This window comes from Labrys sp. WJW, from assembly GCF_001676615.1.
GTDB lineage: Bacteria > Pseudomonadota > Alphaproteobacteria > Rhizobiales > Labraceae > Labrys > Labrys sedimenti.
On sequence record NZ_LYXZ01000006.1, the window covers coordinates 250,596 to 269,083 of the forward strand.

Annotated in this window: 12 protein-coding genes and 1 pseudogene; 6 read left to right on the forward strand and 7 right to left on the reverse strand. The window is 64.9% G+C overall.

Annotated elements, in window-relative coordinates:
* The first annotated feature begins 57 nt into the window (after nucleotides 1–57).
* Nucleotides 58–1,725, forward strand: coding sequence for an amidohydrolase (locus BA190_RS05545; RefSeq protein WP_068283796.1), 1,668 nt, complete (start codon nucleotides 58–60; stop codon nucleotides 1,723–1,725).
* Between the two features lie 95 nt (nucleotides 1,726–1,820).
* Here the strand turns inward: BA190_RS05545 and BA190_RS05550 are convergent, their stop codons facing one another.
* The 5 genes from BA190_RS05550 to xdhA all read right to left on the reverse strand — a co-directional run bounded on the left by BA190_RS05550 (nucleotide 1,821) and on the right by xdhA (nucleotide 9,147).
* A complete protein-coding gene (locus tag BA190_RS05550) occupies nucleotides 1,821–2,156 on the reverse strand; it encodes a hypothetical protein (RefSeq protein WP_245314564.1) in 336 nt (111 codons plus the stop codon).
* A gap of 163 nt (nucleotides 2,157–2,319) precedes the next feature.
* Nucleotides 2,320–4,263 (reverse strand): solute carrier family 23 protein, encoded by a 1,944-nt coding sequence (locus BA190_RS05555; protein ID WP_068283807.1) that lies wholly within the window; start codon nucleotides 4,261–4,263, stop codon nucleotides 2,320–2,322.
* A 172-nt stretch (nucleotides 4,264–4,435) separates the two neighbouring features.
* The gene (xdhC, locus tag BA190_RS05560) at nucleotides 4,436–5,308 is read right to left on the reverse strand and encodes a xanthine dehydrogenase accessory protein XdhC (protein ID WP_068283811.1); all 873 of its coding nucleotides are present in this window, start codon (nucleotides 5,306–5,308) and stop codon (nucleotides 4,436–4,438) included.
* Nucleotides 5,301–7,670, reverse strand: coding sequence for a xanthine dehydrogenase molybdopterin binding subunit (gene xdhB / locus BA190_RS05565; RefSeq protein ID WP_068283815.1), 2,370 nt, complete (start codon nucleotides 7,668–7,670; stop codon nucleotides 5,301–5,303). The genes xdhC and xdhB overlap by 8 nt, the downstream gene beginning before the upstream one ends.
* A complete protein-coding gene (gene xdhA / locus BA190_RS05570) occupies nucleotides 7,663–9,147 on the reverse strand; it encodes a xanthine dehydrogenase small subunit (RefSeq protein WP_371260289.1) in 1,485 nt (494 codons plus the stop codon). Before xdhA ends, xdhB begins: the two co-directional genes overlap by 8 nt.
* 556 nt (nucleotides 9,148–9,703) lie before the next feature.
* On the opposite strand from xdhA, the gene guaD reads away from it, so the two are divergent.
* Both guaD and BA190_RS05580 read left to right on the forward strand, forming a co-directional pair.
* Nucleotides 9,704–11,035 carry a guanine deaminase gene (guaD, locus tag BA190_RS05575; protein WP_068283820.1) on the forward strand — a complete coding sequence of 444 codons (1,332 nt, stop codon included), beginning with the start codon at nucleotides 9,704–9,706 and terminating at the stop codon, nucleotides 11,033–11,035.
* A 388-nt stretch (nucleotides 11,036–11,423) separates the two neighbouring features.
* Nucleotides 11,424–12,881 (forward strand): NCS1 family nucleobase:cation symporter-1, encoded by a 1,458-nt coding sequence (locus BA190_RS05580; RefSeq protein ID WP_068283823.1) that lies wholly within the window; start codon nucleotides 11,424–11,426, stop codon nucleotides 12,879–12,881.
* A 43-nt stretch (nucleotides 12,882–12,924) separates the two neighbouring features.
* Here the strand turns inward: BA190_RS05580 and BA190_RS05585 are convergent, their stop codons facing one another.
* Complete coding sequence (locus tag BA190_RS05585; protein ID WP_068283825.1) at nucleotides 12,925–13,917, reverse strand: carbon-nitrogen hydrolase family protein; 993 nt, start codon at nucleotides 13,915–13,917, stop codon at nucleotides 12,925–12,927.
* 526 nt (nucleotides 13,918–14,443) lie between these two features.
* Here BA190_RS05585 and BA190_RS05590 point away from each other — a divergent pair.
* A complete protein-coding gene (locus BA190_RS05590; RefSeq protein ID WP_156771369.1) occupies nucleotides 14,444–15,406 on the forward strand; it encodes a hypothetical protein in 963 nt (320 codons plus the stop codon).
* An 11-nt stretch (nucleotides 15,407–15,417) separates the two neighbouring features.
* Here BA190_RS05590 and BA190_RS05595 read toward each other — a convergent pair whose 3' ends face one another.
* On the reverse strand, nucleotides 15,418–16,320 hold the full coding sequence (locus tag BA190_RS05595) for a LysR family transcriptional regulator (protein WP_068283835.1): 903 nt from the start codon (nucleotides 16,318–16,320) through the stop codon (nucleotides 15,418–15,420).
* 228 nt (nucleotides 16,321–16,548) lie between these two features.
* Between BA190_RS05595 and gcl the strand changes: the two genes are divergently transcribed.
* Together gcl and BA190_RS36765 are read left to right on the forward strand one after the other, a co-directional pair.
* Complete coding sequence (gene gcl, locus BA190_RS05600; protein WP_068283837.1) at nucleotides 16,549–18,324, forward strand: glyoxylate carboligase; 1,776 nt, start codon at nucleotides 16,549–16,551, stop codon at nucleotides 18,322–18,324.
* A gap of 58 nt (nucleotides 18,325–18,382) precedes the next feature.
* Nucleotides 18,383–18,488, forward strand: a pseudogene (locus BA190_RS36765) (hydroxypyruvate isomerase); the annotation flags it as partial.

Sequence of the window (18,488 nt, forward strand, 5' to 3'; positions counted from 1 at the left end):
TGCCGGAATAGGCTCTGTTGCGCGCCAAACTGTAAAGGCAGCATTCCGGGGGCGCACATGCCGCAGGCCGATCTCATCATCCACAATGCCCGCATTCTCACCATGGACGAGGAGCGGCCACGGGCACAGGCCCTGGCGGTCGCCGGCAACCTTCTGCTCGCCATCGGCAGCGACAGCGAGATCCTGGCCCTGGCGGGAGAAGGCACGAGGCGCATCGATGCCGGCGGCGGCACCGTGCTGCCCGGGCTCAACGAAGCCCATATGCATATTTTCGGCGGCTCGGTGTCGCTGACCCAGCTTTCCCTGTTCGGGGTGAAGGGCTTCGAAGCCCTCAAGCAGGCGGTCACCGCCTATGCGGCCGCCAATCCCGATCTGCGCCTGCTCGTCGGCCTGTCGGCCGACTACACCATCCTGTCGGAGACCGAGAAGGTCACCCGCCACCATCTCGATGCCATCCTGCCGGACCGGCCTTTCATGATGCTGGCGCCCGACCGTCACACCGCCTGGGCCAACACGGCCGCACTGAAGGCCGCCGGCATCCTGGAAGGGCGCGACGTCGGGGTGGGCAACGAGATCGTCATGGGCGAGGACGGCCTGGCCACCGGTGAGCTCAAGGAAACCAATGCCATCGATCCGGTGGCGGAAATGGGCGTCACCGCCGGGCGTGACCATCTCGGCATCGGCACGGGTGGGGATCCAGACCATGTCACGCCTGAGGAGCGGGCCTCCGATCTCGCGCTGATCCGCCGGGGCCTCGCTTATTGCGCCGAGCTCGGCCTCACCAGCGTGCAGGCGATGGACGGCAATCTCTACCAGCTCGAGATCCTGGAGGAGATCGAGCGCGAGCATGGCCTGCCGGTGCGCGTGCGCATGCCCTTCCACATGAAGAATTTCATGGATCTTGATATGATCGAGGCGAAGGCGGCAGGCTGGCGCCGGCGTTTCGACAGCGACAGGCTGCGTTCGGACTTCGTCAAGGTGTTCGTCGACGGCGTCACCGAATCCGGCACCGCCGTGATGGTGGACGACTATGCCGACGAGCCGGGCTGGAAGGGCGATCCGCTGTTCACGGGCGAGCACTTCGCGCAAGTCGCGGTCGAGGCCGATAGGCTCGGCCTGCAGGTCGCCGTGCATGCCATCGGCGACGGCGCCGTGCGCATCGTGCTCGACGGTTACGAGGCCGCGCGCAAGGCCAATGGGCCGCGCGACAGCCGGCATCGCATCGAGCATGTCGAGGTGGTGCATCCCGACGATGTCGGGCGCTTTGCCGAGCTCGGCACGGTGGCGTCCATGCAGCCGACGCATCCGCCCGGCTCGGCGGGCCTGCCCCTGGAGCCCTATCTCACCCGCATCGGCGAGGCGCGCTGGCCGCTCGCCTTCGCCTGGCGCACCCTGAAGGATGCCGGCGCCCGCATCGTCTTCGCGACGGACTGGCCGGTCTCGCCGCTGTCGCCGCTGAGCTGCATCCAGGATGCGATGACCCGCCAGCCCTGGAAGGAGGGCATGCCCGACCAGCGCCTCAGCCTGATGGAAACGCTCGCCGCCTATACCAGCGAGGGGGCCTTCGTCGAGTTCATGGAAGACCGCAAGGGCCGGCTCAAGCCCGGCTACCTCGCCGATATCGTCGTCCTCTCCGGCGATATCGAGGCGACGCCCGCGACGGAACTGGCGGCCCTGCGCCCGCTCGTGACGATCTGCGACGGCAGGATCACCCACCAGGGCTGAGGCCCGGTTCGTTCAGGCCGCCGCCACGATCTCGGTCGTTTTCTGCTTCGGAAAGAGCCCTGGCTTCATCGCCAGGCCACACGGGCTATCGGGCTTCAGCCTTTTTTGGGCTTCTTCTCCGGCAGGGGCAGACTTGCGGCCTTGGAGTCGGAGGCCTTGGCCTTGCCGGAACCCTCTTCCGCGGCTTCTTCGGCTTCATCTGCGCCGCTGCCGGCAAGCCTATGCTTGATGGCCAAAGCATAAATCGTGTTCAGTACATTGCGATCAGTCAACGTTGGATCACTGAGAGCGAGAAATCCTGCCCTGGCGATGCGTTTGCTGTTGGCCTTCGAGACGCGCCCGACGATATACGTATAGAGATCTTCGTCGACGAGGCCAGACGTCGCTCCTTCGATCAAATATTCATAAATTTTCTTCTTGGTGTCACCCACGTGCCGGTCCTTCGATTGTGAATCGGGCAGACCATGCGTCATCGGGGTGTCACAAACAACCCTGCTCGGATCGGGCAGGCGTGAGGCGGAGATTACAAAGGCCGAAAGCCCCCGGCGGGGTGTGCCGGGGGCTTTCCTTGCGATCGCTCTGGCGCAAGACGCTCTAGGCGAAGCGCTCCTGCAATTGCACCAGGTGGGAGGAGGCGATCGGATTGGCGTTGGCGACGAGCTTGTCGAAGCGATGATTGGCGATCTTGGCGATCTCGATCAGGCCCGAGGAGCGCTCGACGGTTGGCGAGTTGGCCATGCGTGACCAGCCGGTTGCCAGCACCCGTTCGTAGCGCTCGACTTCATGCGCACAGATGATCAGCGGGAAGCCGAAATGCTTGCGATAGGCCACGGCCAGCCTGTTGACCTCGGCCAGATCCTCATTGTCGATGCCGGCATCGGCATGATCCAGCAGATAGGCATTGCCGGCGTCGCTTTCGCTGCCGAGATCGGCGAAGGAGTTCAGCAATTGCAGCTGTTCCTCGGCCGAGCCGGTGAGCAGGGCGTCGTGGAAAGCCGAGCGCAGTGCGATGGTGTCGGCGAAGGGGCGCAAGGCATAGGCCCGCTCCAGCACCCAGGGCGTGTCCTCGACCAGGCCGCCGAAGGTCTTGGCGAACTCGGCGCTGCCCATCCTGTTGACGTCTGCGAGGGTGACCAGCGTGTGGCCGGGGCGCCCCGCCACGGCGGGGCTGTGCACCTTGCCGACATGGTTGAAGATGACGTTGAGCGCGATGGCGGAGATGGCGCCGAGCGTGATGCCCGAGCCGAAGATGATCTGCGCCCATTGCGGGAAGGCGTTGGCGACGAAGGGCTGCGCTGTCACCAGCATGCCCAGTCCCACGCTGGTCGAGACGATCACGATGTTGTTGTGGTTGTTGAAATCGACCTTGCTGAGCGTCTGGATGCCGACCACGGCCACCGCCGCGAACATGGCGAGCGCAGCGCCGCCGAGCACGGGATGCGGGATGCCGGCGACGATGGCGGCGGCCTTGGGCAGCGAGCCCAGGATGATCATGATCACGCCGGCGGCGACGATCACCCAGCGGCTCTTGACCTGGGTGAGGCGAACCAGGCCGACATTCTCGGCAAAGCAGGTATAGGGGAAGGAGTTGAGCACGCCGCCGATGAAGGTGGCGAGGCCGTCGGCCCGGATGGCGCGGCCGATATCTTCCGGAGCGATGCGCTTCTTGACGATCTCGCCGGTGGCGAAGACGTCCCCGGTGGTCTCGACCATGGTGATGATCATCACCACCATCATCGACAGGATGGCGGTGATCGAGAAGGTCGGCCAGCCGAAATAGAAGGGCGAGGTGTAGCCGACCCAGCCGGCATTGGCGACTTCGCTGAAATGCGCATCGCCCAGGGCCCAGGCCGCCAGGGTGCCGGCGACCAGGCCGATCAGCACCGCCACCGTCTGCATGAAGCCGGTGAACACGCGCTGGATGCCGACGATCAGCGCCAGCGTGCCGAAGGCATAGGCGAGGTTCTTGAGCAGGACCGGATCCTGCATGGCGTTGGGGCCCTTGCCCACCACGATGTCGTTGGCGGCGACGGGCAGCAGCGCCACGCCGATGATCAGGATCACCGATCCCGTCACCACCGGCGGAAAGAAGCGGGTGAGCCTGGAGAAATAGGAGGCTGCGGCGAAGGTGAACAAGCCGGCCACCAGCACCGAGCCATAGATGGAAAGCAGGCCCTCGGTGCCGCCGCCCACCGCCAGGCCGATGGCGATCATCGGGCTCACGGCGGTGAAGGTCACGCCCTGCAGCAGCGGCAGCCGCACGCCGATATTGCCGATGCCGACCGCCTGGATGATCGAGGCGATGCCGCAGGTGAAGAGATCGGCGTTGATCAGGTGAATCAACTGCTCCGGGCTGAGCTTGAGCGCACTTGCCACGATGATCGGCACCAGCACGGCGCCGGCATAGAAGGCGAGCACGTGCTGGAAGCCGTAGGTCGCCAGCTTGGCAAAAGGCAGCACCTCGTCGACGGGATGCACCCGTGTGGTTTGCGCGGTGGCGGTACTGGCCGCCGGGTTGGTCTGTGCAAGCGTCGTCATGGGACGTTTCCCCTCCTGATGTTGGGTCTCGCTCCGGTCTTCGGCCGGGTGGCGAGGGCAGGTTCAGTTCCGTGGCATGGACATGGGCTTGGGCATGCAGCGGCGATCCTCGCCGCGAGCGGGAGGAGGATGCCGGTCTTCCGGGGTGGTTCTGACGAGGGCCGGCCGGGTGTCAGCCGGCCTTGGCTGGGGCCCAGCGGGGCCGTTGCAGCCGGGCGGCACGCTGGGCGAAGCACCGCACCAGCTCGGCCGCCGTCAGGCTGGCAATGATTTCGGGGCGCTTGTCGTCGACATCGGCGCCGCCGATCGGGCAGGTCAGCTCGCCGAGCATGGCATTGGTGCCGCCGTTGCGCAGGAACTGGCTTTCGAAGCGTTTGCGCTTGGTCTTGGAGCCGATCATGCCGACATAGGCGGCATCGCGGCGTTCCAGGGCCGCCTCGGTCAGGCGGTAGTCGAGCGCATGGCTGTGGGTGAGGATGATATAGGCGGCGCCGGCGGGAGCGTCCGCGATGGCATCGGCCGGATCCTCGAGATGAAGCGTGCGGCAATTGTCGGGCAGGCCGGTGAACATCTCGGCCCGATCGTCCACCAGCGTCACCGCGAAGGGCAGCAGCGAAAGCATGCTTGCGAGCGCCCGGCCGGTATGGCCGAGCCCGAACACCAGTACCGGTGGCCGCGCATCCAGGAGCTTGGCCTCGTGGTCGCCGAGCCAGGCGGCGACCTTCGTGGTCACCGGCTCGAAGCGCAGGGTGACATGGCCGCCGCAGCACTGGCCCATCATCGGGCCGAGCGGCAGGTCCATGCTCTGGGAGGCGGGTCCGGGTCCTTCCTTGCCTTCGGCAATCATGGAGCGCGCCACGTCGATGGCATGGAATTCGAGATGGCCGCCGCCGATGGTGCCGGCAACCGCATCCGAGGTTACCAGCATCAGCGCATCGACGCCGCGCGGCGTCGAGCCCAGGGCCGCCGCGATCTCGACCAGGATGGCCTGGCGGCCATCGGCCTCGATCGTGGCGAGGAGCTTGCCGATCTCGAGATCAACCATGACCCCCGCTCCTCTCCCGCATCTTGGCGCGCATCGCCTCGATCGCGAAGAGGACGCGCTCGGGCGTGGCGGGCGCGTCGAGATCGGGGAAGATCTTGTAGTCGCCGATGCTGGCCACGGCGTCCGACAGGGCATGCAGGACGGAGATCGGCAGTACCAGCGGCGGCTCGCCCACCGCCTTGGAGCGGTGGATCGAGGGCATGTGGTTGGGCTTGTTCAACAGGTCGATGTTGAAGATGCGCGGCCGGTCCGAGGCCACCGGGATCTTGTAGGTGGAGGGCGCGTGGGTGCGCAGGCGCCCCTTGTTGTCCCACCACAATTCCTCGGTGGTCAGCCAGCCCATGCCCTGCACGAAGCCGCCCTCGATCTGGCCGATGTCGATGGCCGGGTTCAGCGAGGCGCCGACATCGTGCAGGATGTCGACCCGCTCGACCCGGTATTCGCCGGTGAGCGTGTCGATCGTGACTTCCGAGGCGGCGGCGCCGTAGGAATAATAATAGAAGGCGCGGCCGCGCCCGGCCTTGCGGTCCCAGTAGATATCGGGAGTGCGGTAGAAGCCGGAGGAGGAGAGCTGGATGCGGTTGCCATAGACCTCCTTGACGAAATCCGGCCACTCGATCTCGCGATTGCCGACCCGCACGCGGCCGGGCAGGAACTCCACCTGGTCCTCGGGCACGCCGTGCTTCTCCACGGCATAGGCGACCATGCGCTCCTTGATGTTGTTGCAGGCGTTCAGCGCCGCCATGCCGTTGAGATCCGTGCCGGAGGAGGCGGCCGTCGGCGAGGTGTTGGGCACCTTGGCCGTGGTGGTCGGCGTGATCTTGACCATGTCGAGATCGATCTGGAAGGCCTGCGCCACCACCTGGGCGACCTTGATGTAGAGGCCCTGGCCCATCTCGGTGCCGCCATGGTTCACGCTCACCGAACCGTCGGTATAGACGTTCACTAGGGCGCCGGCCTGATTCTGCCAGCTGTTGGTGAAGGAGATGCCGAACTTGACCGGCGTGAGGGCGATGCCACGACGGAAGGTGCCTCCGCGGGCATTCTCCCTGATATTCTCGGCACGGATTTCGGCGCGTCGGGCCTGGTAGTCGCTGGATGCCTCGAGCTTGGCGATGATCTCGGCCGAGAGGTCCGCCTCCACCGTCTGGTGATAGGGCGTGAGATCGCGGCCGGGCCCGCCATAGAAGTTGAGCTTGCGGATCTCGAGCGGGTCCTTGCCGGTGGCATAGGCCACTTCCTCGATCAGGCGCTCGGCGCCGATCACGCCCTGCGGTCCGCCGAAACCGCGGAAGGCGGTATTGGAGACGGTGTGGGTGCGCCAGGGCTGGGCGTTGAGGCGCACGGCCGGATAGAAATAGGCGTTGTCGGCGTGGAACAGCGCACGGTCGGTCACCGGGCCGGAAAGATCGGCCGAGAAGCCGCAGCGGGCGGCGAACAGGATGTCGGCGGCCAGGATGTGGCCTTCGTCGTCGAAGCCAACCTCGTAGTCGATCACGAAGTCATGGCGCTTGCCGGTGGCGACCATGTCGTCGTCGCGGTCGGGCCTGAGCTTGACCGCCTGGCCGGTGCGCCGTGCCGCCAGGGCGGCGATGGCGGCGAAGATGTTGCCCTGGGTCTCCTTGCCGCCAAAGCCGCCGCCCATGCGGCGGATCTCGCAGGTGATGGCGTTGCTCGGCACGCCAAGCACATGCGCTACCGCGTGCTGGATCTCGCTGGGATGCTGGGTGGAGGAATAGAGGGTTACGTCACCGTCCTCGCCCGGCACGGCCAGGGCGATGTGGCTTTCCAGATAGAAATGCTCCTGGCCGCCGAGATTCATCGAGCCCTTGATGCGCCGGGGTGCGGCGGTCATCGCCGCATCGAGATCGCCGCGGTTGAGGCTCATCGGTTCGGCGACGAGATCCTTTCCGTCCTTGCGGGCGGCGGCGATGTCGAGAATCGCCGGCAGCTCCTCATAGGTGATCTTGGCCTTGGCCGCAGCCAGGCGCGCCTCGTTGCGGGTGCGGGCGATCACGGCGAAGATCGGCTGGCCGTAGAACATCACCTTGCCCTCGGCGAAAACCGGGTCGTCGTGATGGTTGGAGGGGCTGACATCGTTGACGCCGGGAATGTCGGCCGCCGTGAGCACCAACTCGACGCCGGGGCTGTCCTTCACCGCCGAGAGGTCGATCTCCTTGATCAGGCCATGGGCGCAGTGCGACAGGCCGAGGGCGGCGTGCAGCAGGCCGGCCGGTTCGGGCATGTCGTCGATATAGAGGGCCTCGCCGGCCACGTGCTTGTGGCCGGAATCGTGGCGAATGGATTGATAGACGCCGCCGGAGACCTGGTCGCGATTGGCTGCGAAGACGGGCTTATGCATGGGCGTCACTCCGGAGGATGCCGGCAACTCGGTGAACGGAACCGGTGGCCGTCTCGGCCTGGAAACGGCGGATCAGATTGGCAGCCACCGTCGAGCGGTAGCGTGCACTGGCGCGCCAGTCGTCGAGCGGCTTGAAATCGCTGGCCAAAGCGAGGGCTGCGGCCTCGGCGGCTTCGGCATTGAACGCCCGGCCGGCAAGGGCCGCCTCCGCGGCGGCGGCGCGCTTGGGCGTGGCAGCCATGCCGCCGAAGGCCAGCACGGCATTCGTAGTGAGGCCCGCCCCATCCCGCTCGAGACGGAAGGCGGCGCACACGGCCGAGATGTCCTCGTCGAAGCGCTTGGAGATCTTGGAGACGTGGAACAGCGTGCCCGGCTTCGGCTTGGGCACGATCAGGGCCTCGACGAAATCGCCCGGCAGGCGGTCCTGCTTCTTGTAGGCGATGAAGAACTGTTCCAGCGACACGGTGCGCCGCTCGCCGCCGCGCCGCAGGATCACGCTGGCGCCGAGGGCGATCAGCACCGGCGGGGAATCGCCGATGGGCGAGCCATTGGCGACATTGCCGCCGATGGTGCCGGCATTGCGCACCTGCTCGGAGCCGAAGCGGCGGATGAGCTCGTCGATCTGCGGGTCGAGAGCGCCGAGCGCGGCGCGCGCGTCGCTGACCGAGACCAGGGCGCCGATGACGAGATGGTCGCCCTTGTCCTCGATGCGGTCGAGTTCGCCGACGCGGCCGAGGGTGATCACGGTGGCCGGACGCATCAGCATCTTGGTGATCCACAGGCCGACATCGGTAGCACCCGCCACCAGGGTGGCGTCGGGATGAGCGGCCGTGAGTTCGGCGAGCTGATCCGCGGTGGCGGGGGCGAACAGCTTGCGGCTGCCCTCGGAAATCTCGATGACCTCCTGGTCGGCGAGGCCGGCCAGCTTGCCGGCGATCTCGGCGCGACCGACATTCAGGGAATCGGCGCTGGACGCCTCGATCTCGTAGGCCCGGTCGAGCGCCGAGATGATCGGGCCATAGCCGGTGCAGCGGCACAGATTGCCGGCGAGGGCCTCCTCGATGCGATCGCGCGAGGGGGGCTCGGCGGCGCCCAGCCACAGGGCGGTCAAAGACATCACGATGCCGGGCGTGCAGAAGCCGCATTGCGAGCCGTGCAGCTCCACCATGGCCTGCTGGACGGGATGCAGGCCGCCGCTTGCCTTCTTCAGATGCTCGACAGTGACGATGTGGCAGGCATCGAGGGTTGCCAGGAAGCGGATGCAGGCATTGATGGCTTCATAGCGCAGCTCGCCGTTACGAAGCCGGCCGATCAGCACGGTGCAGGCGCCGCAGTCGCCCTCGGCGCAGCCTTCCTTGGTGCCGACGAGCCGGCGCTCGTTGCGCAGCCAGTCCAGCAGCGTCAGCGTGGGGTCGAAGCCCTCCAGCGAGAACTGGCGATCGTTGAGTAGGAATCTTACGGTCCGGCGCATGATCATCCGTGTGGTTTGGCGAGGTCTGTCTACCGGTTTCCCGGCATGCCGACCCTGCAGCATAATCGATGAAGGCACTGAAGCGAGCCAGGCAAGAAGCATGCCCGGCCCCGAACATACCAACGCATGCCCGGCGACTGGCGACCCGAGGACGGGTGCACGGCGGCGAACATGCCAAGGAACTGGAACCGGGGCTGGAGCCCGGCCGATCCGCAACGGGATCGGAATGTGATTGGGGGATGTCGATCCGGCCTCCCTGCGCCGGCGCCTCCTCCCAAAGTTTCTTCGTCAGGCTCGTTTGTGGCCTCTTTGTAGCACTTATAATTTCCCGTGGGGCGTCACAGCGGTAGATATGCCTCGCATGAAGGACTTCCCAATAAAATGTGACAATCGCCCGAAGACGATATGGTTATGATGTCTGGCATGATCGGTGAGCCATGCCGTGGGATCCTGGTGTATTTGCAGGATCCTGGCTCGTGCCCGCATTGAAGGCACGGCCTCTTCACCAGAACAAAGCACTTTAGTCGTGCGCCCCTCGCGCCAGCCAGAAGGAAGTGACGTTGTGACGACGAAGGATCTCTCGCGGGCGGATAAGGCCCTGCGCGGCCGCCTGCTCTGGTTCGTGGAGCGTCCCGAAGAGCATGGCGAGAGCGCCGTGCGCTATGTCGAGGACGGCCTGCTGGTCCTGGCCGGCGGCAAGATCCTGGCGGCCGGCGAGACCTCCGTTCTGCGCCCCCAGCTTCCCGCCGCCATCGTGATCCATGATCATTCGGACCGCCTGATCACGCCCGGTTTCATCGATCCGCATATCCATCTGCCGCAGACCCAGGTGGTGGCGTCGTGGGCGGCCCAACTGCTCGACTGGCTCAACACCTATACCTTCGTCGAGGAACAGAAATATGGCGATCCGGCCCATGCGGCCCGCGGCGCAGCCTTCTTCTTCGACGAATTGCTTTCCAACGGCACCACCACGGCCGTCGCCTTCTGCTCGGTGCATTCGGCCTCGGCCGAGGCCTTCTTTGCCGAATCCGAGCGGCGTAACACCCGCATGGCCGCCGGCAAGGTGATGATGGATCGCTATGCGCCCGACGCGCTCACCGACACCGCTCAATCCGGCTATGACGACAGCAAGGCCCTGATCGGGCGCTGGCATGGCCGCGGCCGTCAGCTCTATGCGATCGCGCCGCGCTTTGCCATCACCTCGACGCCCGCCCAGCTCGAAGCCGCCGCAACCCTGTCGCGCGAGCATCCGGACTGCCTGGTCGAGACCCATATTTCGGAAAATCTGGAAGAAGTCGCCACTGCCAAGCGGCTCTATCCCGAATGCGCCGACTATACCGCGATCTATGAGAAATACGGGCTGCTCGGCAGCAAATCGCTGATGGGGCATTCGATCCATCTGTCCGAGAGCGAGCGCCAGCGTTATGCGGATGCCGATGCGGTCGCCGTGTTCTGCCCGACCTCCAACCTCTTTCTCGGTTCGGGGCTGTTCGACTGGAAGGCGATGCGCGATCCCAACAGGCCGGTGCGCATCGGCGTTGCCACCGATATCGGCGGCGGCACCTCCTATTCCATGCTGCAGACCATGAATGAGGCCTATAAGGTGCTGCAATTGCAGGGCCAGCGCCTGGATTCGCTGGCGCTGTTCCACGCCATGACCCGCGGCAACGCCATCGCCATCGGCCTTGAGCATCTGATCGGCAGTTTCGAACCGGGTCTTGAATGCGATGCCGTGGTGCTCGACGCCAGAGCGACTCCCGCCATGGCGCATCGCATGGAGACGGTGACTACCCTGGCCGAGGAGCTCTTCGTGCTGGTCACGCTGGGCGACGACCGCGCCGTCGAGGAGACCTATGTGATGGGCGAGCCGAAGAAGCCGCGCAAGCGCGGCTGAGGCTTATTTTAGGAATGTGCGGACTTCCGGTTCGCCTCCCTCTCGTCCAGAAGGTTCTGCGCCCCCGGCCCGGTAACAGCCCGCCATCGCGATGCGAGAGGCGGGTTTTTTCTTGCCATGTCGGCGCGTGGACGCGCGTGTTCGCCGCCGGACTGTGCAGGCTGCCTCTTATTCAGACAGTATTGCCGGCAACGATGGTCAGGCGGAGTCAGTACAGGTAAAATATCGGTGCTCATTGCATGGATGCTGATTGACTTGCATCTTTCGAGCGCTCTGACTTGCAGGATGCGGTGCCAAGATTCGGCCCAGCAATGACGCATGGAATGCCGCCGGACATTACCATGCGTCATGTTGTAACCTCCGGCGGACGAGCGCGGGAGAGGTGATAATGGAGATCAAAGGGGCATCGCCCGACCTCTACAACGAGGATCTGGCCCCGGCGAAAATTCGCAATTGGGGGCCGTTCAGCATCTTCAACGTCTGGACCTCAGACGTGCACAGCCTGTGGGGCTATTATCTCGCCGCGAGTCTGTTCCTGTTCTGCGGCGGCTTCGTCAATTTCATCGTGGCCATCGGCATCGGCTCGCTGGTCATCTATGCGCTGATGAATCTGGTGGGTTATGCCGGCGTGAAGACCGGCGTGCCCTATCCGGTGCTCGCCCGGGCCTCCTTCGGCATCTGGGGCGCCAACCTGCCGGCCTTGGTGCGGGCCGTGGTCGCCTGTTTTTGGTATGGTGCCCAGACGTCGGCCGCTTCAGGCGCTATCGTGGCGCTGCTGATCCGCTCCGACAGTTTCGCCCAGTTCCATCGCGACGTGCATTTTCTCGGCCATTCCGGGCTCGAAGTGATCTGTTTCGTGGTGATCTGGGCCCTGCAGCTGCTGATCATCCAGAAGGGCATGGAGACGGTGCGGCGCTTCCAGGACTGGGCCGGCCCAGCGGTGTGGGTGATGATGCTGATCCTGGCGATCTATCTGTGCGTCAAATCCGGCAAGTTCGCCTTTTCCAGCGATATTCCGCTCGATGTCCTTCTCGACAAGACCAAGGATGCCGGGGTGCCCGGCACGCCCGGCTCCTGGACCTCGCTGTTCGCGGTTGCCGCGATCTGGGTGACCTATTTCTCGGCGCTCTACCTGAATTTCTGCGACTTCAGCCGCTATGCGCCCGACAAATCGGCGGTGCGCACCGGCAATCTCTGGGGCCTGCCGGTCAATCTGGTGCTGTTCTCCATGGTGGCCGGCGTCACCACCATCGCCGCCTACGACGTCTATGGCGAGGTGCTGCTGCATCCCGACCAGATCTCGGCCAAGTTCGACAGCTGGTTCCTGGCGCTGCTTGCCGCGCTGACCTTCGCGGTGGCGACGCTGGGTATCAATGTCGTGGCCAATTTCGTCTCGCCGGCCTTCGATTTCGCCAATGTCTTCCCGCGCGCCATCGACTTCAAGAAGGGCGGCTACATCGCGGCCTTCATTGCTCTGGTGCTCTATCCCTTCGCGCCTTGGGAAGGCAGCGCCGCCAGCTTCGTCGGCATCATCGGCGCCACCATGGGGCCGATCCTCGGGGTGATGCTGGTCGACTATTATCTCATCCGCAAGGGCGAGATCGACGTCGAGGCGCTCTATCGCGAGGATGGCGAGTTCCGCTTCCAGGGCGGCTGGCATGTCAACGCCCTGATCGCCGCCGGCATCGGCGCACTGTTCTCCTCCATCCTGCCCAACCTGACCAATTGGCTGCCGGCCTGGTGGGGTATCTATGGCTGGTTCTTCGGCGTCGCCATCGCGGGCATCATCTACTACGCACTGCGCTCGCTTGCGCCGGGCGTGAAGGTGTCGGGCGCGAAGGCCTGAGCGGCAGCGGTAAGGCAAAGGGGGCTTTCGCCCCCTTTGCCGGTCAGAACGAATTGCGGGCGTCGCTTCTGGGATCGCCGTCGATTTTATGCGCCTCGTAGAGATCGGAACGGGCGGTTCGCCGCCATGGCCGCGCGGGATGGTCTCGATCCGTCGTGATGTCGGTAACGGCGATGGCCGGTGTGCCATCTGCCGGGCATTGGGTGTTCCACCGGCCGTCTGGTGCAGCTATTCCGGAGGGGACCATCACGCTCTGCGGCGCATGGGCGGCGTAGCTGACCCAATAGGCATTGCTGGCCGCGTGTCCCAAGGCCTCTGCCGCGAAAGGCGGCGCGGCCGACGGGCTCTCGCCCGTTGTCGAGAACAGGACGCAGTCGACATCGAGCCTTTCATAGTCGGTGAATATTTCGGGATAATGCGCCTCCATGCCGAGCGCACAGCCGAAACGCAGATCGTCGACCTCGAAGGTCACCGGCTGCTTGCCCGGCGAATACATGAAGGAGATCTTGGTGTTCGAGAGCATGCGCTCGTCATAGCGGGTGACGAGATCTCCGCGATCGGAGACGACATAGAGGCTGTTATGCGGCCGGTGTGGTGGGGTCAGGCGATGGACCGCGCCGAACACCGTCCATAGTCCGAGCGCCCGCGCGAGCGTGCTGATCGCGTCGAGTTCCTCGCCGAGAACCGCCCAATCGAATCGGGTCCAGTCTGAGGGGCCAACGTCGCGCGGACCACTCGCAGACATGATGCGCTTGTTGGGAGAGCAGGTCGCACCCTCCGGGAAATGGATCAGTCGCGCGCCGACCCTGTGGGCGTCGCACATCAGCTGTCGCATTTCCATGCCGCTGGTGCGAAGTGCGGAGCTGTCGCGAGGATCGTTGAAGAGCGAGGATTGCGCCACCGCCAGCCGCACCGATTGGGCGCCGGCGTGGCGCGGTTGTGCCTCACGAAGATGTCTGAGCGCGGCGGTGTAGGACTCGCCCGTCTTGGCTGCGCGCGCACGGACACGGCGCTTGAGATTGCCATTCTGCGTCATTGTCAGGCCTTTCACGCCCCGGACGCAAGTTCCCCAGCAACCACGCCCGAAACGATCGGACCAGGACGACGACCCGAGACGGAAGTCCCTTTGCCTCCGTTTAAGGCCATGCTGGGGAAGGCCTTGGGAGGTTGGGCGTGGGCCACGCCTGGTTAAAAATGTCGGTCCTGCACCGGTTCGTCAAGGGGCTGCGGACTTGTGCAACCCTGCCGCGGTACCCTCCTCAGTCCGTACCACCCAGGGAGTTGCCCGGCACGAAGCCCCCTATCCCGCGTTCCGAGATCTGGAGGAGAATGCGAACGAGATGCTGGGGACCTGCCGCTGGTCTTTTTCCTTCAAGACCGGAGAGAAATTGCCCATTCTCATAATAACTCAATCCCGAGGTACGGATTGTGTCGGATTTGTTTCAGTGGGTACATAGATACCGCGCATTGAATTATATTATTGTCAAATAATACTTCTTGAAGGACATTAATGAGGCCGTATAGACTGTTACATATACTTCGTAGGTCATTCGGGGCGGGCAATGAACTGGAATGGCGCTTTTCCCTTCGACAGCCACGACATGTCGGTGCTCTACACCAGGGAGGTCGCGCGGTACGAGGAGCAGCGCCAGCGCGATGCCCAGGCCGCGGCGGCCAATGCGGCCCTCGACATTTATGCCGGCATCGACGGTACCGGCCCCTATTCCGACCGGGCCTATGAGGCGGAGTTCCGCAACAGTTTCGTGCAGCGCCTTTATCGGAGCTGGGGCAACGAGGCCCGATATTACCGGCGTGGCCCGAGCCTCGACGGTGTCTCGACGCCGGCCCTGGGCATCGGTGCCTATCGCTCCGTGCGGGAGCGCTATCGGCACAAGGCGTCCGGGCCCAAACGGATTTTCTTAGCCGGCTATAGCCGGGGTGGTGCGGCCGTGGTCTATGCCGCCTCCCTGCTCGCGCTGGAGGGCATTCCCGTCGATGGCCTCTTCCTGTTCGATGCCGTCGACAGGCAGCCCTTCAATTCACCGCTCTTCATTCCGCCCAATGTCCGTGTGTGCTTCCATGCCCGCCGTGATCCGAAGACGGGGTCGCGGCTGCTGTTCGGCAGCTATGCGACGCGGCGCACGCCGGGTGCCTCGACCATCTACAAGCAGCAATATTTCTTCTGCACCCATGGCGGTATGGGCGGCACGCCCTGGGGTGTCGCCGATCCCGACGGCTATATCAACGAATCCAGTGATTACCGGCCGCCCGGTGCCGGTGGTGCACGGCGTCCTTCCGCTTCGCCCGTGGATCGTCTGGCAGGCGACCGAACGACGCGCGAAATCCTGAAATATACCGCGCCGGGAGCCAATGGCGCCCTGGAGGCCTATGACGCCTACAGGCATTTCAGCCGGACGAAGGTCACCCTGGCCCAGGAACAGGCCGAGTCAGCCCGGGTGTGGATCTGGATGTCGACGGCCCTGAAGGTCTTGCGCCGGGAACTGGCCGCCATCCCCGTTTCCTGAGCAGCGGTAGTTCATTGGCGGCCCGGCTGCGCGCGCCAATCTGCAAGGAAGCGGCGCGCGAAGGCTAGGAAGCGGGCCAGTACCGGGCTCGGCTCGCGCTGATAGACCATACTGACGTCGGCGCTGGGGGCGGGCGGCACCAGGTCGCGATAAATCACCTCGGGCCGCGACAGGGCGCTGACGCTGCGGGGCGCGAGGGCGACGCCGAAGCCGGCCGCCACCAGGCTGGTCAGCGAATAGGATTCGATCACCTGCTGGCTGATGCGCGGGATGAAGCCTGCCTCCACGCAGCATTGGCGCAGATAGACCGCGAAGCTGGAATCACGCAGGCGCAGGAAGACATGTTCGTCCTCATGGAGCTCAGCCAGCGCGATTGGGCCGCGCTCGGCGAGGCGATGGCCTGATGGCAGGAAGACGCCGACGGGCTCGCGCCAGGCTGTTTCGTGCACCAGTTCGGCATCCTCGGGTGGCATGCGCAGGAAGCTGATGTCGACGGCCCGCGTCGCGAGCGCGTTGAGCTGGGCCTCGGGTGCCATTTCGTGCAGGCCGATCACCACGCCCGGAAAGCGGCGTCGATAGTCCGCCATCAGGGCGGCGAGCGGACCGAGCAGCATGGAGCCGGTCGCTGCGACGTTGAGTGCGCCCGTCATGCCCTGGCCGATCGCCTTGACCTGAGTCGCCGCCAGTTCGGCACTGGCGATGATGCTGCGGGCATGGGCGAGGAAGGCCGTGCCGGCTTCGGTGAGCACCACCTTGCGGCTGGTGCGCAGGAACAGCACCGCCCCGAGCTCATGCTCGAGGTCGCGGATCTGCTGGCTCAGTGGCGGCTGCGAGATGTGCAGGCGCTGTGCCGCGGCCGTGAAGCTGAGCTCCTCCGCCAGGGCGATGAAGTAGCGCAGATGACGCAGTTCCATGGCGGTCCAGCATCCATATGTTTGAGATATTGATTATACCGAACCATATATTGGACTAATAGCCCTTCCCCTGCAATCTTCAGGCAGCAATGGGCGGGAAACACCGCTCCGTCGAAGAATTCAACCACGCCCTGGATTCGATCCCATCGGTCGCCTGCAAGGCGTGATTTTCAAAAGACAGACGCAATTCCGATCCGCGGATCGAAGAATGCTTGAGGAGAAACGCTCATGGCCCGCATGACCGCGGCGGAAGCTGCTGTGCACATCATGGAGAAGGAAGGTGCGACCTGTGCCTTCGGTGTTCCGGGTGCTGCGATCAATCCGCTCTATGCCGCGCTGCGTCCGCGCAACCAGATCAAGCATGTGCTGGCCCGCCATGTCGAGGCCGCTTCCCACATGGCCGAGGGCTATACGCGCGCCAAGGCCGGCAATATCGGCATCTGCATCGGCACCTCCGGCCCGGCCGGCACCGACATGATCACCGGCCTCTATTCGGCGTCGGCCGATTCCATTCCGATCCTGTGCATCACCGGCCAGGCACCACGCGCCCGCCTGCACAAGGAGGATTTCCAGGCCGTCGACATCGCCGCGATCGCCAAGCCGCTCACCAAGATGGCCGTGACCGTGATGGAGCCGGCCCAGGTTCCCGGCACCTTCCAGCAGGCCTTCCACCTGATGCGCTCGGGCCGTCCCGGTCCGGTGCTGATCGACCTGCCCTTCGACGTGCAGACCGCCGAGATCGAGTTCGACCCGGAAACCTATGAGCCCCTGCCGGTCTACCGGCCCAAGGCGACCCGCGCCCAGATCGACAAGGCCATCGCGCTCCTGCAGGAAGCCGAGCGCCCGTTGATCGTGGCGGGTGGCGGCATCATCAATGCTGATGCCTCCGACAAGCTCGTCACCTTCGCCGAACTGACCGGCGTGCCCGTGGTCCCGACCCTGATGGGCTGGGGCACCATTCCCGACGACCATCCGCTGATGGTCGGCATGGCGGGGCTGCAGACCAGCCATCGCTATGGCAATGCCACGCTGCTCGCCTCCGACTTCGTGCTCGGCATCGGCAATCGCTGGGCCAACCGCCACACCGGCACGGTCGAGGTCTACACCCAGGGCCGCAAATTCGTGCATGTCGACATCGAGCCGACCCAGATCGGCCGCGTCTTCGCGCCCGATTACGGCATTGCCTCGGATGCGGGCCTGGCACTCGACGTCTTCATCGAGGCCGCCAAGGAACTCAAGGCGCAAGGCAAGCTCAAGGATCGCTCCGCCTGGCTGGAGGAGTGCCGCGAACGCAAGAAGACCCTGCTCCGCCGCACCCATTTCACCGAGACGCCGATCAAGCCGCAGCGCGTCTATGAGGAGATGAACAAGGCTTTCGGCCGCGACACCACTTATGTCTCGACCATCGGCCTGTCGCAGATCGCCGCTGCCCAGTTCCTGCATGTCTACAAGCCCAGGGGCTGGATCAATTGCGGCCAGGCCGGCCCGCTCGGCTGGACCCTGCCGGCCGCCCTCGGCGTCTGCGCCGCCGATCGCAGCGCCTCGGTGGTGGCGATCTCGGGCGATTACGACTTCCAGTTCATGATCGAGGAACTGGCGGTGGGCGCCCAGTTCAACCTGCCCTATGTGCATGTCCTGGTGAACAACGCCTATCTCGGCCTGATCCGCCAGTCGCAGCGCGGCTTCAACATGGACTTCCAGGTCCAGCTCTCCTTCGAGAACATCAACACGCCGGAGCTGGGCGTCTACGGTGTCGACCACGTCAAGGTGGCCGAGGGCCTGGGCTGCCGCGCCATCCGCGTCACCGATCCCGAGAAGCTGCATGAGGGCTTCGTGGAGGCCAAGCGCCTGGCAGCCGAACTGCGCGTGCCGGTGGTGGTCGAGGTGATCCTGGAGCGCGTCACCAACGTCGCCATGGGCATCGATCTCGACAAGGTCACCGAGTTCGAGGACCTCGCCCTCGATGCCAAGGATGCGCCGACCGCGATCGCGCTCCTGGATTGAGCATTTGATCGGTTTTCACCCTCCCCATCGAGGGGAGGGTAAAAGAGGGCCATAGAATATGCCTAAATTTGCCGCCAATCTGACCATGCTGTTCAACGAAGTGCCGTTCATGGAGCGCTTCGCGGCAGCCGCCCGCAACGGCTTTGCGGGCGTGGAATATCTGT

Excerpts from the sequence above, each read along its gene's own strand:
- BA190_RS05595 (WP_068283835.1), bottom strand. The coding sequence starts at position 16,320 with ATGGAACTGCGTCATCTGCGCTACTTCATCGCCCTGGCGGAGGAGCTC.
- BA190_RS05590 (WP_156771369.1), top strand. The coding sequence starts at position 14,444 with ATGAACTGGAATGGCGCTTTTCCCTTCGACAGCCACGACATGTCGGTG.
- BA190_RS05555 (WP_068283807.1), bottom strand. The coding sequence starts at position 4,263 with ATGACGACGCTTGCACAGACCAACCCGGCGGCCAGTACCGCCACCGCG.
- BA190_RS05580 (WP_068283823.1), top strand. The coding sequence starts at position 11,424 with ATGGAGATCAAAGGGGCATCGCCCGACCTCTACAACGAGGATCTGGCC.
- xdhC (WP_068283811.1), bottom strand. The coding sequence starts at position 5,308 with ATGGTTGATCTCGAGATCGGCAAGCTCCTCGCCACGATCGAGGCCGAT.
- xdhA (WP_371260289.1), bottom strand. The coding sequence starts at position 9,147 with ATGATCATGCGCCGGACCGTAAGATTCCTACTCAACGATCGCCAGTTC.
- BA190_RS05585 (WP_068283825.1), bottom strand. The coding sequence starts at position 13,917 with ATGACGCAGAATGGCAATCTCAAGCGCCGTGTCCGTGCGCGCGCAGCC.
- gcl (WP_068283837.1), top strand. The coding sequence starts at position 16,549 with ATGGCCCGCATGACCGCGGCGGAAGCTGCTGTGCACATCATGGAGAAG.
- xdhB (WP_068283815.1), bottom strand. The coding sequence starts at position 7,670 with ATGCATAAGCCCGTCTTCGCAGCCAATCGCGACCAGGTCTCCGGCGGC.
- BA190_RS05545 (WP_068283796.1), top strand. The coding sequence starts at position 58 with ATGCCGCAGGCCGATCTCATCATCCACAATGCCCGCATTCTCACCATG.